General features: G+C 66.6%; 13 protein-coding genes. 7 read left to right on the top strand and 6 right to left on the bottom strand.

Annotated features, from left to right (window positions below; genetic code table 11):
- Positions 1-43 precede the first annotated feature (43 nt).
- Positions 44-2,467 carry a recombinase gene (locus LH62_RS01675; RefSeq protein ID WP_043358841.1) on the top strand — a complete coding sequence of 808 codons (2,424 nt, stop codon included), beginning with the start codon at positions 44-46 and terminating at the stop codon, positions 2,465-2,467.
- A gap of 330 nt (positions 2,468-2,797) precedes the next feature.
- Here the strand turns inward: LH62_RS01675 and LH62_RS01670 are convergent, their stop codons facing one another.
- The 3 genes from LH62_RS01670 to LH62_RS01660 all read right to left on the bottom strand — a co-directional run bounded on the left by LH62_RS01670 (position 2,798) and on the right by LH62_RS01660 (position 5,625).
- On the bottom strand, positions 2,798-3,073 hold the full coding sequence (locus tag LH62_RS01670; protein ID WP_052213588.1) for a hypothetical protein: 276 nt from the start codon (positions 3,071-3,073) through the stop codon (positions 2,798-2,800).
- A gap of 384 nt (positions 3,074-3,457) precedes the next feature.
- A complete protein-coding gene (locus tag LH62_RS30085; protein ID WP_144404341.1) occupies positions 3,458-4,729 on the bottom strand; it encodes a hypothetical protein in 1,272 nt (423 codons plus the stop codon).
- Positions 4,726-5,625 (bottom strand): hypothetical protein, encoded by a 900-nt coding sequence (locus LH62_RS01660; RefSeq protein WP_144404340.1) that lies wholly within the window; start codon positions 5,623-5,625, stop codon positions 4,726-4,728. The genes LH62_RS30085 and LH62_RS01660 overlap by 4 nt, the downstream gene beginning before the upstream one ends.
- Positions 5,626-6,021: 396 nt before the next feature.
- Here LH62_RS01660 and LH62_RS30080 point away from each other — a divergent pair, with 396 nt between their 5' ends.
- The 4 genes from LH62_RS30080 to LH62_RS28910 all read left to right on the top strand — a co-directional run bounded on the left by LH62_RS30080 (position 6,022) and on the right by LH62_RS28910 (position 8,051).
- A complete protein-coding gene (locus LH62_RS30080; protein ID WP_144404339.1) occupies positions 6,022-6,399 on the top strand; it encodes a hypothetical protein in 378 nt (125 codons plus the stop codon).
- A gap of 2 nt (positions 6,400-6,401) precedes the next feature.
- Complete coding sequence (locus LH62_RS01655; protein WP_201445402.1) at positions 6,402-6,767, top strand: glycosyltransferase; 366 nt, start codon at positions 6,402-6,404, stop codon at positions 6,765-6,767.
- Positions 6,768-6,994: 227 nt separating this feature from the next.
- Positions 6,995-7,915 carry a hypothetical protein gene (locus LH62_RS27950; protein WP_052213586.1) on the top strand — a complete coding sequence of 307 codons (921 nt, stop codon included), beginning with the start codon at positions 6,995-6,997 and terminating at the stop codon, positions 7,913-7,915.
- Positions 7,896-8,051 carry an ATP-binding protein gene (locus LH62_RS28910; protein ID WP_160299759.1) on the top strand — a complete coding sequence of 52 codons (156 nt, stop codon included), beginning with the start codon at positions 7,896-7,898 and terminating at the stop codon, positions 8,049-8,051. The genes LH62_RS27950 and LH62_RS28910 overlap by 20 nt, the downstream gene beginning before the upstream one ends.
- 132 nt (positions 8,052-8,183) lie before the next feature.
- Here LH62_RS28910 and LH62_RS01645 read toward each other — a convergent pair whose 3' ends face one another.
- Positions 8,184-9,134 carry a LysR family transcriptional regulator gene (locus tag LH62_RS01645; protein WP_043358836.1) on the bottom strand — a complete coding sequence of 317 codons (951 nt, stop codon included), beginning with the start codon at positions 9,132-9,134 and terminating at the stop codon, positions 8,184-8,186.
- Between the two features lie 143 nt (positions 9,135-9,277).
- Between LH62_RS01645 and LH62_RS01640 the strand changes: the two genes are divergently transcribed.
- Positions 9,278-10,303 (top strand): MBL fold metallo-hydrolase, encoded by a 1,026-nt coding sequence (locus tag LH62_RS01640; RefSeq protein ID WP_052213585.1) that lies wholly within the window; start codon positions 9,278-9,280, stop codon positions 10,301-10,303.
- 286 nt (positions 10,304-10,589) lie between these two features.
- Here LH62_RS01640 and LH62_RS01635 read toward each other — a convergent pair whose 3' ends face one another.
- Positions 10,590-11,723, bottom strand: coding sequence for an NADH:flavin oxidoreductase (locus LH62_RS01635; RefSeq protein WP_052213584.1), 1,134 nt, complete (start codon positions 11,721-11,723; stop codon positions 10,590-10,592).
- A gap of 1 nt (position 11,724) precedes the next feature.
- Positions 11,725-12,120: a RidA family protein gene (locus LH62_RS01630; protein WP_043358835.1), complete on the bottom strand. Its 396-nt coding sequence runs from the start codon at positions 12,118-12,120 to the stop codon at positions 11,725-11,727.
- An 87-nt stretch (positions 12,121-12,207) separates the two neighbouring features.
- On the opposite strand from LH62_RS01630, the gene gcvA reads away from it, so the two are divergent.
- On the top strand, positions 12,208-13,167 hold the full coding sequence (gene gcvA / locus LH62_RS01625) for a transcriptional regulator GcvA (RefSeq protein WP_236552441.1): 960 nt from the start codon (positions 12,208-12,210) through the stop codon (positions 13,165-13,167).
- The last annotated feature ends 114 nt before the right edge of the window (positions 13,168-13,281 follow it).

The following is a 13,281-nucleotide window of genomic DNA, read 5'->3' as shown; positions in this document are numbered from 1 at the left end:
CGACTCGCCGACAGTGGCGGCCGGCGAGGACAGAGACGCCCCGATGGATGGTTATCTTTCCCGCGCCCCCGAGGCGCGGCATGCCCCGAGCCCCGGCGCGAGCTTCGGCACCCTGCCGTTGCCAGCCCGTGTCCTCGACCCTGGCATGGGCGTGGCCGTCGCTCGGCGCACCGTGTTCCGCGCCGGGGACGGTGAGGATTTCGGCCGCGTTGCCGACCGCGTGGCCGCGGGCAACACGGCCCTGCTCGGCGACGCGGCGGATCCGGTCGAGCGGGCGCGGCTGCGCAATGCCATCGCCACAGGAGCCCTCATCACCTCCGGACGGCACCTGCAGCACGGCGATGCTGACCAGCCCGGGCGGAACATGGAGGTTTTCACCAACTGCTCGACCGCGAACGCCTCGTTCACCCTGTTCTACTTGCTGCTGAATGGCAGCGGGGTCGGCCGGGCTTACGATGACGAGCTGGTCGCGGTGGACTGGGGCCGGGCGCCACGGCTGCTGTTGCGCCTCGATCCGGCGCATCCCGACAGGCCGCGCACGCGCGCCGACCTGCACCGCTTCGGCGCCGAGTTCGGCCTGCTGCCCTGGGGCACCAGCCTCGACGCCTTCTCGGAGGCGCAGGAGGCCGAGATGCGCGGCTGGATCGACCGCGAGTTCTTCGCCGAGGCCACCGAACCGGCGCCCGGCACCATTCGCCACGAGATCGCAGACAGCCGTGAGGGCTGGGGGAAGGCGCTCGAGCTGCTGGAGAGCCTGGCCTTCGAGGGCGCGGACGACCGCATCCTGCTACTCGACTTCTCGGCCATCCGCCGGCGCGGCGCCCCGATCGCAGGCATGCAGGGACGGCCGGCCTCCGGCCCGCTCTCGCTCATGCGCGCCTTCGTCAACCTGCGCCGCCAGGTGATCGAGCCGGCGCGGCACCGCGCAGCCGATGACGAGGCGCTGCAACCCTGGGAGCAGGCGCTGTTGGTGGACCACTACCTTTCGGTCGAGGTGCAGGTGGGCGGCGCTCGCCGGGCCGCCCGCATGGCGACCAAGTCCTGGCGCGACCCTGGCATCCTGCGCTTCATCCGCGCCAAGTCCGAGGGCGGGCTATGGACCGCCAACAACTCCGTCATGGTGGACGCCGAGTTCTGGGAGGGCGTGCGCGCCGCCCGCGCGGGCAGTGCCGATCCCTGGGCCCGCCACGCGCTGGCGGTGTTCGACGAGGCGACGCGCTGCGCCTACATCAACGGCGAGCCCGGCTTCATCAACGGCGACAAGCTCGAGGACGCGCGCACGGGGAACGCCTGGCGGAAGCCCGTGCATGGGGACGGGCGCGACGTGCGCTCCGCCCGCTACCAGGCCGACCTCGCCGTGCCGCTGCTCGCCGAGCTGGCACGCCGGGCGCAGTCGGCGCGCTTCCCGGTCACCACCAACCCCTGCGGCGAGATCACGCTGCATGTCACGGGCGGCTACTGCGTCATCGCCGACTTCGCGCCGCTCTTCGCCTGCCCGGCCGATCTCGCCACCCTGACGCCCGGCCTCGTGCCGGACGAGCTCGCCGCCGAATGGGACGCGCGGGTCGAGGACAGCGTCCGGCTCGGCATCCGCTTCCTTATGCGCGCCAACACCATGGACGCCCTCTACGCCGAGGAGGTTCGCCGCACGAACCGCATGGGCATCGGCCCGACGGGCCTGCACGAGTGGGCCTGGATGCGCTGGGGTCTCAGCTTCGGCGATCTGCTGGACGAGGCGCGCTCCGCCCCGTTCTGGGCCATGCTGGCGCGGCTCTCCGAGGCGGCGAAGGAGGAAGGCATCGCCTATGCCGCAGAACTCGGCCTCGAGGCGCCGGTGACGGTCACCACGGTCAAGCCGGCTGGCACGACGAGCAAGCTCTTCGGCCTGACCGAGGGCGCCCACCTGCCCGCGCGGCGCCAGTATCTTCGCTGGGTCCAGTTCAAGGGTACGCGCGACGGCACCGGCGCTTGGGCCGCCGACGGCGACTCGCTGCTGCCGGACTACGAGGCCCACGGCTACCCGGTGCGAGTGCTGCGCTCCTTCCCCGGCATGTCCGTCGTGGGCTTCCCGACCCTGCCGCTGATCCAGCGCCTGGGCATCGGCGAGCGCCTGGTGACCGCGCCGGATGCCTCGCCCGAGGACCAGTACCGCTGGCTGGCGCTGCTGGAGCGGCACTGGATCGGCGCCGAGCGGGGCAACCAGGTCTCCTACACGCTCAAGGTCTACACCGACCGATACGACCTCGACGCGTTCCGCGCCATGCTGCTGGAGCACCAGCCGCGAATTCGCTGCTGCGCCATCCTGCCGAGCCGGCCAGACCACGCGCTGGGCTACGAGTACCTGCCGGAGGAGGAGGTGCCGATGGGCCGCTTCGCGGGGCTGGTCGAGGGAATCCGCGACCCGTCTCTCCATGAGGCCATCGACCTCGCCCACCTCCAGTGCGCCTCGGGCGTCTGCCCGATCTGAGCCTCGCCTGGGCAGATCGACATCGGCTGTCCGGGCGAGTCGCGCGCTGCGCTCCCGCAAGGCAACTGGGTCGTTCCGCCCACGACTTCCACGCCGGGCATTGCAGGTTGTTGGAGCAGCGGTTGCTTTGGACCGAGCGACATAGTGCCTGTGGGGGCAGGCCGTGATCCGAACGCATGGCTCCTCGAGCCAGATCGAGCAGGCCCCATCGAGCAGGCCTCGCAAGCCAGCGACGAAGATAGTCTTCAACCAATGACTATGTGGGATGGCGGCGCGCAGCCGTTCCCCACGAAGTGCCCGACCATGGATTCGGGCCATGTTGGTCGAGGCTCAGGCCTCATCGATAAATACCGAAAGGTTGGGATAGAGATCGAGCTTCGTCTCGAATAAGGTCCGGCACTGTCTCATGACGTCCGACCGGTTCTGCACCCGGCGTGAGCAGACTTTTTTGCGTGTCATTCGGTGACGGCCGAAAAAGCGCCAGAGCGTGCCGAAGCCAGCAGACACACCAACCTTAGCCAACCCGGCCCGGATCTCCCGCAGCATCATGATCGATTTATGGTCAACAAAGCGAAGGATCAGCGCCGCGTGGGTCTCAATCTGCACCGAACGTCGATCCCCACCAAGCCCTCTTGCCACAACAACGCCGCCCAGCAGACCGCGTTGGGCGCACGTACTCTGAAGCGGACCGCCGCCGCCGGGTAGGACGACCCCGCCGCGACACGTTCTCACGAAACAAGCGACAGCGCCTTGGACATCCGCATGGTCTGAAGCGAATCTGAATCATCTCCGTACAGCTTAAGAAGACACAAGCGCTTCAGTCAGGCAGGAGACTGCTTAGGTGCGTAGCATCGCCTTGGAGTGGTCAGCCCAACCACCGGCCTCAGCCTGCGCTACTGCCGTTTACAAAGCCGCCTGTCGGCTGTTGGTGCCCCGTGAGGCCCCTGACGTGCCTGCGACCGGGGCCACGCGGCTCTTGACCCTGCCCACTCAGAAAGGTGTTGGTTGGGTTCTCAGCGGACCCAGCATGCCGAGGGCAGCATCCGGACCGAGAAGGATTTCGGCAAGGCGCAGCAGTTCATGGTGTTGCAGCCGGTGCGTGCTTCTGCCGCGCGAGCCGTTTGCGAGCGTCATCACCGCCGACCGCAAAGCTTCGTCGTAATAGTGCCCGGCAGCGCTGGCGAACTTCCGCCCGCTATGCTCAATCCGCTTCAAATCCCGGGCCTGGCACTCCAACTCGCTGACCGTCGCCGCGCGGTCCCGCGCGCCATCATCCAGGGACGCAGCTTTCTCCAGAAATCCGCGCCGCATCGCTGCAGCGAACCCTTGGCGGCAATGTAGGTCTAAACTCGACCGGAGAGCCTGCAGCTTGGCTTGCCTACCTCGCCTGTTCAGCAAGGAGGAGGCCTCGATATCCTCCAGAAGCGTCGAGGCTGACGTGGCGGCCTGGGCAATCGCCTTGGCATCGCCGTTCTCGGCTGGACCCGCCTTCAAATCGCTCATCATGGCCAACCGGCATACTAGCACTTCATCGAACAGGGTGTCGGCAACCTCGACCGTCCTACCTCCATTGGCCGTTAACTCGAGCGCTGCACCGATCACGGTCGCCGGCCGGGCTGCGTTTTTCAGCAGAATCCGCAGCGCGACCTCGAAGACCTCGCCGCCTTCTGCAATCGGGCCCATCAAAGCTTCGTGGATTGCCGCAAGGGGTGGGCCGTCCGCCGCAGCGTGCAAGGCTGGCCAAATGGCGACTGCGTGGCGCCACCCAGCCTTGCAGCGACTGGCGAGCGGATCATAGGTTCGCTCTGGCAACCCGGAGTCCTGCCACGACGGAGGTGGTGCCCCCGGGAGGGCGCGGGCCGCTGCGGGCCATAATTCGGCGCCCAGTGTGCTGACGGATACGACGTCGTCCATGGTCCGATCTGCGCAGCCGGCGGCAAGGTGTTCGGCGCGCAAACCGAGGCCCGCTTTGACCGCGTTGGCCAGAGGGAGCAGGGCTGTGCGTGGTATGTAAGGCGAGTCCAGGGCCCACCGGCTGGGCGGGACAATCAGAGGGTCAAGTGGCGTGAACAACACCCGTTCCAGCTGCATCGGTCGAGCTAAGCCAAGGTCGCGCAGGCGAGGCCGCACGATTTCGATCAAGCGATCAACGCTTCCCCGTTCAGGAAGCTTATCAATCGTAGCGATCATCTGAGCGAGCTGCTCAGCCGAGGCACTCTTGACCAAGCTGCTCAGCGCGCGGACCTCAGCGGCGACGCTCATATCATCTTGCCCACCAGCGCCTCATTCCGGGCGACTATTTCAACGATGCCACCATTGCGCCATTCTTCGAGGCGAAAGACGTATCGGCTCCGAGCCCGAGTGGTGAAGTCAAATAGCCGGTCGTCACATCCCGTCCAGACATTCACTTCCTTCGGCATAGTCGGTACCAACATCGCCATCTCGCGCACCGCTACCGCGATGTCCTTGCCCGCGGTCCGCCAAATTCCGATCAGCGTGGCCCAACCGTCGAGCAACCAAGCAGGACGGGCTGCAAGCTCGAGGAAGGCGTCTCGGTCTCGGGTCCAGCGGCAAACCATGCTGCAGATGTCAATGCTGCAATCCAACAGACCGGAAAGCAGTTGCCGTCCCAGCTCCACAGTCATCTCTGCCGAGCGCACCACCAGAGAGGCGGCACCTGCATCCTGGGCACTCGTCGCATTGCTCAACCAGGCCGTGGTTTCCAACGCTAGGGCCCGCAGCTCCTCGAGCTGGAGTTGGTATCTGGCACGAGTGGGATCGCCCCGGAAGCCGATGGGCGCAAAGACCGCCGCAAGCTGTTCCAAAGCGACGACCATGTCGGTGACACTGATGCCGAGCTCCGGGGCCGTGCGCGCAATGGCGCGGCGGGCTCTCCGCTCGACATTGGCCGGCGTGTCCTGCCCGGGAGGGACGGGGTTCTCGTGGCGTGGTTCGACTTGCTCGACCAGGTGAATGAGCAGTCGAAAGTTTGTCAGGACGCGCTGGCTGCGATCAAATTGTTCGCCACTGATTGCGGCGCTGGCTGCCGCTTCGCCTGCGAGCCCTTCCTTCGTCACCGAGCGTGCCAGGGCGAGCATGGTCGCTGGGGCGATGTTCGGCCTTTCCTCGATCGCTTTGCACAGCAGCCGGTCATGCAAGGTTGGAACGCAAACCTCACTCAAAGCGCCAATGGGAACCACGTAGGAACCGCGAACTCCGGCAGGGTTTGGTACCACGAGCTCGATCGTGCCCCGTGCGGCTGGGCGAACGCGTGAACCGAGCAAAAAAGGTGTGGTGAAGGGGGCTGTGATGCCACGCTCCAGAAAAGTCGACGGACGGAGATCTTCAACAATGTAGCCCGCACCGCTCCTCGCGGCGCAGCTGGCAGGCTCGAGCGATTCCGTTGACGTTCGCATGACTGCAATATGTCCGGTGCGCAGTAAGCAAAACGTTAAAGCGGCCTAGCTGCGAGGGCTGTTAACGATGCAGTAAAGACGCGGTGGGACAGTGTCCTGGTGCAAACGGACGACCACGCCGGCCAATAGGACTCGCCGATGGGCATTATTGATCGACGGGAGATTACGTTTGATCGGCCTGCCATCGTGGCCGCCCTCGTTGATGTTGCCGATGGGGCCACAGCTCTCGGCCTGCCTAAGGCAAAGCCCGACATGGTGCGTCTGATTCCATCGCAGCAGCGGGTTACCTTGTTATGGACCGTCGGCGATGGAACGGCAGATTTCGACATACCTGTTGAGACACTTGGCGCGTTGCTGATCGCACACTGCCACCGCCGCCAGGTCGTTCTCCCGCGGCGAGCCGCCAAGTCGGTATCCGTCGAGGCCGACGTCGTAGTGCTGTCCTTTACGGTTCACATCAATGCCGGCGTTACACCAGGCGTCGAGAAGCTGAAACGCGGACGCTCGTGTGGCTGAGCATGCCGAGTCTGCCGCTCACTATCTTCGGCACCATCGAGGAGCCGACCTATTGGGAGGAGGCCGTGGCGCCGTTGCTGGGTGGCGCAATCCGCTACGGAGGCCATATCCGAAGCGCCATCCTTGCAGCGGAGATAGGGCGTGCCTCGGTGTTCCTGTTTACTCCGTGCTGGGATGAGCCATTCGGATTGGTCGCCATTGAGGCGATGGCCTGCGGGATGCCGGTTGCGGGCCTCGATGTGGGTGCCGCACGCGAGGTCGTCGCCGAAGCCGAAGCCGAAGCCTTCGCCACGAGCCACGAGCCACGAGCCACGAGCCACGAGCCACGAGGCCAAGGCATTGTCCCAGGCGATTCCACTAGCTATTAAAATTCCTCGTGGCATCGCGCTCGCGCGAGTTGCTCGTCTGTTTGCCCGAGACATTTGGCTGAACCGATGCGAACAGCTCTATCGGCAGGTCGGCGCGCGCTGGGCCAGCGCCGGCGGCGCGGGGCGCAGAAGCTCGGGTCTGCCTCCGCCAGCACCAGCCGGGCGGGATCCACCCTAAGCTCAACCAACGCGCGAGTGACGGCACCGGTGCCGGGACGAAAGACGGCTTGGTGTGCGGCGTCGAGATCTGCAATATCCCGGCGCAGGAGGTGCCGCCGCAGGAGACGCTTCTCGCTGCGATGCGCGACGTGACGGTGGCGCGGCTCGGCCTGCCGGCCGACGAGTTGCGGGTGCAGTTCGTCTCCGTCCTGCAGGCGCTCAAAGGCACTCGCTACGCCGCACACCGGCTTGCGAACGGCGGTGCCGACCCCGTCGGCGAGAAGGCGGCGGCGCTGGACTTCGCTGGCGGGATCACCCTGGCGCGGCTGCTCGAGAACGGAAGCTGGCGCGTGGTCAACCCGTCGGGCTCGATCGTCCGCGGCTGGATGACACTGGCCGCGATCTGGGTGCTGTGCACGATCCTCTTCGCCATTCCCTGCGCCTATGTCGTCTTTCGCCAGTTGTCGCAACCGATCTGGTACTTCGCCAAGGCGGTGGAGCGGCTGGGCCGACACCCGCGCGAGCTGCGGGGCGTGGCCTTGTCGTTCAACGAGATGAAGCGCCGCCTTGGCCGCTACCTGGATGACCGGCTGAACCTCATGAGCGCGATTGGGCACGACCTGTGCATTCCGCTTACCCGCCTCGTCTTCCGGCTAGAATGCACACCGGAGTGGATCTGCAGCCGCGCCGCGGCTGACATCGCGGAGGTGCAGCAGATGCTCGGCGCGTGCTGTCGTTCGTACAGGCGACGCATGCTGCGCGCCCAAGGCAGCCGCAGGAGTTGCGCTCCCTTCTTTCCACCATCGCCGATGACATGGTCGAGACCGGCCGGCGGTCAGCCTGGAGGAGGGGCCGGACGTCATCCTGCCGGCCGATCACATCGGGCTTCGCAGCCTCTTCACCAACCTGACTCCAACGCCTTCACTCATGGCGGCGCGCGTGCGACTCAGCCGGCAGGATGGTGCCGCAGTGGTGGAGACCGAGGATGACGGGCCAGAGCTACCGCCGCAGGGGCTGGAGCGTGCCTTCGAGCCCTTTTATCGCGGCGAGCCGTCGGGATATCGCGCGACGGGTGGGATCGGGCTCGGCCTGGCGTTCGTGCGGTCGGTCGCGGTCGTGCATTAGGGCTCTGCCACGTTGGAGAACCGTTCTACGCGGCCTGAGGGCGAGGGTGATCCTGCCGGCCAGAGCGGTGCCGGCCGTCGAGGGCACTACCGGCGGACAGGCGGGCCATGGCGTCACGCACGCTCAGTCGGCTCAGCGCAGCGCCGCCCTGCGACCGCGGCCTGGTGCTGCAGGATCGCGCCTACCATCCCGCCATTCATAGGCGCGGAGGTGGTCCAGGAAGGCCCGCATGGTGGCGCTGGCGTGGCGCCGGTTCGGGTAGTAGAGGAACCAGCTTGGAAGCTGCGGGCTCCAGTCGCGCAGCAGCTCGATCAGCTCGCCGCGCGCGACATGCGCCTGCGCATAGTCCTCGAAGACATGCGCGATGCCCTGGCCGGCAAGGGCCGCCTGCAACTCCTGCTGCGCCGAGCTGAGCGTCAGGCGCCCTTCCGGTGTGACGTCGAGGGCATCGCCATCCTTCTCGAAGCGCCAGGTGACAAGGGGCCCGCCCGGGAAGCGGCGGCGGATGCAAGCGTGCCGGACGAGGTCGTGCGGCGTGTCGGGCGCGCCGCGCATCCGGATGTAGTCGGGCGAGGCGACGATGGTGTAGCGCAGGGGTGGCCCGAGCGGCACCGCGATCATGTCCTTGGCGACCTCCTTTCCAAACCGCACGCCGGCGTCGAAGCCGCGTGCGACGATGTCCACGATTGCGGCGTCGCTGACGATCTCGACCCTTACCTCCGGGTGAATGCGCATGAAGTCGAAGGCGAGGGGGCAGAGCACATGATCCGCCGCCGGCCCGGGCGCATTGATGCGCACGGTGCCCGAGGGACTCTTCCGCAACCTGTCGAGCTCGGTGACCGCCAGCTTGATGTCGTCCAGCGCCGGCACAAGCCGCTCCAGCAGGCGCGCTCCGGCCTCGGTCGGGGCGACGCTCCGCGTCGTGCGGTTCAGCAGCCGGATGCCGAGCGCCGCCTCCAGCGCGGCGACCGTCTGGCTCAGCGCCGAGGACGAAACCCCGCGCTCTGCCGCCGCCGCCCTGAAGCCGCCGCATCGGATGACCGCCGCGAAGGCGTCCAGGCTGTCGAGGCGAGGCGGCCGCATTGCAAAGCCCTGCTTACCAGGCCGCGCAGATTAGCAGCGGTTATCCGCATAGGTCGACAGGGTCATCTCGGAGTGCGCCAAGGCAGCCGGCGCACCAGGCCGCACCGGCCGCCTGACGCGAGGAAGAACGGAGGAAACGCCGCATGCACGATCTGATGGGTTGCCGCCGCAGGACTGCGCTGACCGCCATGGCCGGCGCGACCTCTTTTTTGTCCGGGCGCAGCGGTGCCCGGCGGGCCGTCGCCCAGCCCTTCGACCCAGCTGCCAGCAACGCCGGCCATTATCGCTTCCGTGTCGGCGAGATCGCCGCAACGGTGCTGAGCGACGGGCTGATCGGCGGCCCACCGCGGGTCTATGCCATCGATGCGCCGGAGGACGAGCTCAGGAACGCGCTGCGTGATGCCTTCCTGCCAACCGACCACCTGACCCTGAACTTGAACACCTTACTGATCGAGACAGGAGGGCGGCGCATCCTGCTCGAAGCTGGCGCCGGGCAGACCATGGGGCTGAATGGCAGCCGGCTCTTCGCCAACCTCGCGGCCATCGGCCTGACACCAGCCGATATCGACGCGGTGGTGATCTCGCACATGCATCCCGACCATGTCGGCAATCTCCGCGCGGCCGATGGCGGCAGGGCTTTCCCGCGCGCCACCATCTTTGCGCCCAGGGCCGATTGGGCCTTCTTCGTGAGCGGCCAGCCGGACCTGTCCTACATGCCCGTGCCGGATGATTTCCGCCGTCGCTTCGCCGCTGCCATCAAGCGCAGCGTCGAGCCCGTGGCCGCCGGGGTCGAACTGTACGAGGGCGGTGCCGAAATCTTGCCGGGTCTTGCCACGATCGCGGCGCCTGGGCACACGCCCGGCATGGCGGCCTTCCTGGTCCACTCCGGCGCCGATCAGCTCCTGCTCACCACCGACCTCGCCTATCATCCAGTGGTCAATCTGGACCGTCCCTGGCGCCCCGGCCCGGACCGCGATCCGGGCGCTGCGCTGGTTGCCCGCCGAAGCCTCTTCGACCGGGCGGCGGCCGACCGCATGCCCGTGCTCGGCTTCCACTATCCCTTTCCCGGCCTGGGCCGCCTGCGGAAGACCGATGCGGGCTACGCCTGGGTCCCGGCGGCCTGGCAGTTCCGACTCTCCGAAACCCAAACCGGACAGGCGACCCGATAGTTGGTCAACTCTCCAGCGCCGGCCGGCGCGGCTTCCTCGTCTTTGCGGCGCTCGGCGCACCACTCATCGGCGCCATGGCGCTCGCTCAGGCGGGAGGCGGCACAGGCCGCTGCGGCAACCGCCAAGGTCGGAGCCCCGGTCATCACGCGCCAGTTCGGACGGATCCGCAAGACGGTGACGACGCTGGGCCTCGGGACCTTCCTGACCTATGGCCTGAAGCCCAGCGTCCGCCGCCGCATGGCGCATATGCAGCGCCGGCCGCCCCGGAATGCGCGTCTGGTGGCCTTCACAGCGACAGTTCGCTGGCCTTGATATCGGCAAGAGGACCGAGGATCACCGGATCGAAGTCCCGGAGAGGCAACTGCGCTGCAAATCGCTTCGGCAGGTCCGGGTTGGCCAGAGCGCCTCTGCCGAAGGCCACCATGTCGGCGCCGTCGCCCAGCGCAGACATGGCTTTCCCAACTTCGTGCAGGTTGCCGTTGGCGACGACGGCCGCGGCTGGAGCGTATTTTTTCGCCAGATGAACCAGGGTCGGGCCAGCGTCGCCAAAGGCAGGTTTCCAGGCCTCGAACTCGGTAACGTGGATGAAGTCTACGCCAGCATCGCCTAAGCTGCCGAAAATGACCTCAGCGTCCTCCTCTCCACGCTGCCATTTGTGGGAAAAGTCGTTCACCTTGGCCTGCGAGATCCGGACGCCAACCGGTACGGCGGCGCCAACCCGGTGGCGCACCTCTTTCAGCACCTCGAGACTGAGCCGGATGCGGCTTCGCGTGCTGCCGCCCCAGCGGTCCTCGCGGGCGTTGGTGTAGTCGGTCATGAACTGGTCGAGCAGGTAGCCATTCGCCCCGTGGATCTCCACGGCGTCGAACCCGGCTACGGCGACCGCGCGCTTTGCAGCGTTGCCGAACCCCGCCACGGCGTCGGCGATCTGGGCGTCGGTCATCGCCGACGGCCTCCCGTAGGTGCCCGTGCCGTAGTAGAACGGCATCTGCCGGCCCTGCGGTTGAATGACCGAGGGGGCCACCGTGCCCTCCCGGAAACGATTGCCCTGGCTGATGGCGCCGGCGTGCATGAGCTGGGCCACGACCGGGACGCCGTGCGCCTGGATGCCGAATAGCACCGGCTTCCAGCTATCCGCCTGGCCATCGTCACTCATGCCGGGCTGGAATCGGTACCCCTGCGAGAACTGCTGGTCGGTGTAGATGCCCTCTGTCACGACCATGCCGAAACCGCCGCGTGCGAAACGCTCATAGTAATGGGCCATCCGCGCGGACGCACGGCCGTCCTCGTCGGCGCTGACGCGTGTCATCGGCGCCACCGCCAGGCGGTTCGGTAGAACCAATCCGCCGAGTGACAGTGGCTGAAACAAGGAGGCTGCCGCTGCGTCGACGATAGGATGGGCCTTGTCTGCGGTGCGCATCTCACGCCTTCTCCGCAATGTGGACGGCCGCGATCGCCTCGATCTCGATGAGGGCCGCCGGATCGTAGAGGGCCTTGATCTCCGCGATTGTGTCGGCCGGATACGGGGGGGAAAAGAATGCCCTGCGGAGTTCCACCACCTCCCCGAAGTTGGCCATGTCGGTCACGAAAATCGTCACCTTGATGACGTCCTTCAGGCTCGACCCGCCCGCTTCCAGCGCCCGCCGAAGGTTGGCGAAGGCCTGCTCGCCCTGTGCCCGGAAGCCTCCGTCGACGATCTTGCCGTCGTCGCCGGCGCCGGCCTGGCCGGAGATGAAGAGAAGGTCGCCGAACCTGATGCCCTGGGACAGCAGGAAGGGTTCATAGTTGTCGGGGGTGGTGACCACGCGTTCCAGCATCTTCTCATATCCTTCGTGAAGACGAGCTCGGCCCGTCCCGGTGTTGTCTGCTGGACACCACATGCTCCCTGGCGACATGCGGGACAAATGGCTATTCGTCAGCTGTCAGATGAGCTGTATTCATTCATGGCCATGCGGCGTCTGCCTTCGCTTTCCACTCTTCGCGCCTTCGAGGCGGCCGCCCGGCACGGCAGCTTCAAGCGGGCAGCCATGGAACTCGCCGTCACCCCTACCGCCATCAGCCACCAGATCCGTCAGCTCGAGGAACAGACCGGTCTGAGGTTGTTCAACCGCGAGGTCCGGAAGGTCGTCCTCACCGAAGCCGGTGCTCAGGTCTACCCGGTGCTACGGGACGGCTTCGATGCGTTCCAGGCGGTGTTCGAGACGCTGGCGCAAGCCAAGAGAAGGCCGCAGGTCACCATCTCCGCTACCGTGGCCTTCACCTCACGCTGGCTGGTCCCGAAGGTGTCGGAGTTCCAGGCCCGTCATCCGCAGATCGACCTGCACCTGCACGCCTCGGACGAGATCGTCGATCTCGCTGCCAGCGGCATTGATCTGGCCATCCGCTACGGGCGTGGACCCTACCCGGGGATGGCGGTCGAGCCGATGTTTGCGGACCAGTACGCACCGGTCATCAGTCCAGCGCTCGGCATCACTGCGCCGGAGGATCTGGCCAAGGTGCCTTTGATCCACTTCAGGTGGCGATGGAATCATCCGCTGAACCCGACCTGGAACCAATGGTTTGCCTCAGCCGAGTTGGAGCAGCCGGTGTCATCCGCACAGCTTCGCTTCTCCGATGAGAGCCACGCGATTCAGGCCGCCGTGGCGGGGCAAGGGGCCGCATTGCTCAGCTTGGCTCTCGTGGAAAGCGAGATGGACGCAGGCCACCTGGTGCAGCCGTTTGGTCCGAGCATAGCCGGTCACACCTATCACATCGTGCAGCGCTCTGATCGAGATGCTGGGGCGCATGTTCAGGCCGCAGCAGACTGGCTTCGTTCGCAAGTCAGCCGAACGGCTTCGAAGCGGATGCGCAGCCCGTCACGCTGAGCCGGATGATGGTGCACGACTGACGAAGCTAGCGACCAGCAACCGCCGCGTTCAGTCATCGAACATGCGGTAGCAGCCGGTCCGCTTCCGGCCAACCTTGGCCAATGGGTGTGA

This window comes from Belnapia sp. F-4-1 (genome assembly GCF_000802185.1).
Classification (GTDB): domain Bacteria; phylum Pseudomonadota; class Alphaproteobacteria; order Acetobacterales; family Acetobacteraceae; genus Belnapia.
This window is presented reverse-complemented; position numbering and strand designations above follow the sequence as displayed.

Coding starts and splice junctions, on each gene's coding strand:
- LH62_RS01675 (WP_043358841.1), top strand. CDS start 44: ATGGATGGTTATCTTTCCCGCGCCCCCGAGGCGCGGCATGCCCCGAGC.
- LH62_RS30085 (WP_144404341.1), bottom strand. CDS start 4,729: ATGAGCGTCGCCGCTGAGGTCCGCGCGCTGAGCAGCTTGGTCAAGAGT.
- LH62_RS30080 (WP_144404339.1), top strand. CDS start 6,022: ATGGGCATTATTGATCGACGGGAGATTACGTTTGATCGGCCTGCCATC.
- LH62_RS01655 (WP_201445402.1), top strand. CDS start 6,402: ATGCCGAGTCTGCCGCTCACTATCTTCGGCACCATCGAGGAGCCGACC.
- LH62_RS01645 (WP_043358836.1), bottom strand. CDS start 9,134: ATGCGGCCGCCTCGCCTCGACAGCCTGGACGCCTTCGCGGCGGTCATC.
- LH62_RS01640 (WP_052213585.1), top strand. CDS start 9,278: ATGCACGATCTGATGGGTTGCCGCCGCAGGACTGCGCTGACCGCCATG.
- LH62_RS01635 (WP_052213584.1), bottom strand. CDS start 11,723: ATGCGCACCGCAGACAAGGCCCATCCTATCGTCGACGCAGCGGCAGCC.
- LH62_RS01630 (WP_043358835.1), bottom strand. CDS start 12,120: ATGCTGGAACGCGTGGTCACCACCCCCGACAACTATGAACCCTTCCTG.
- gcvA (WP_236552441.1), top strand. CDS start 12,208: ATGGCTATTCGTCAGCTGTCAGATGAGCTGTATTCATTCATGGCCATG.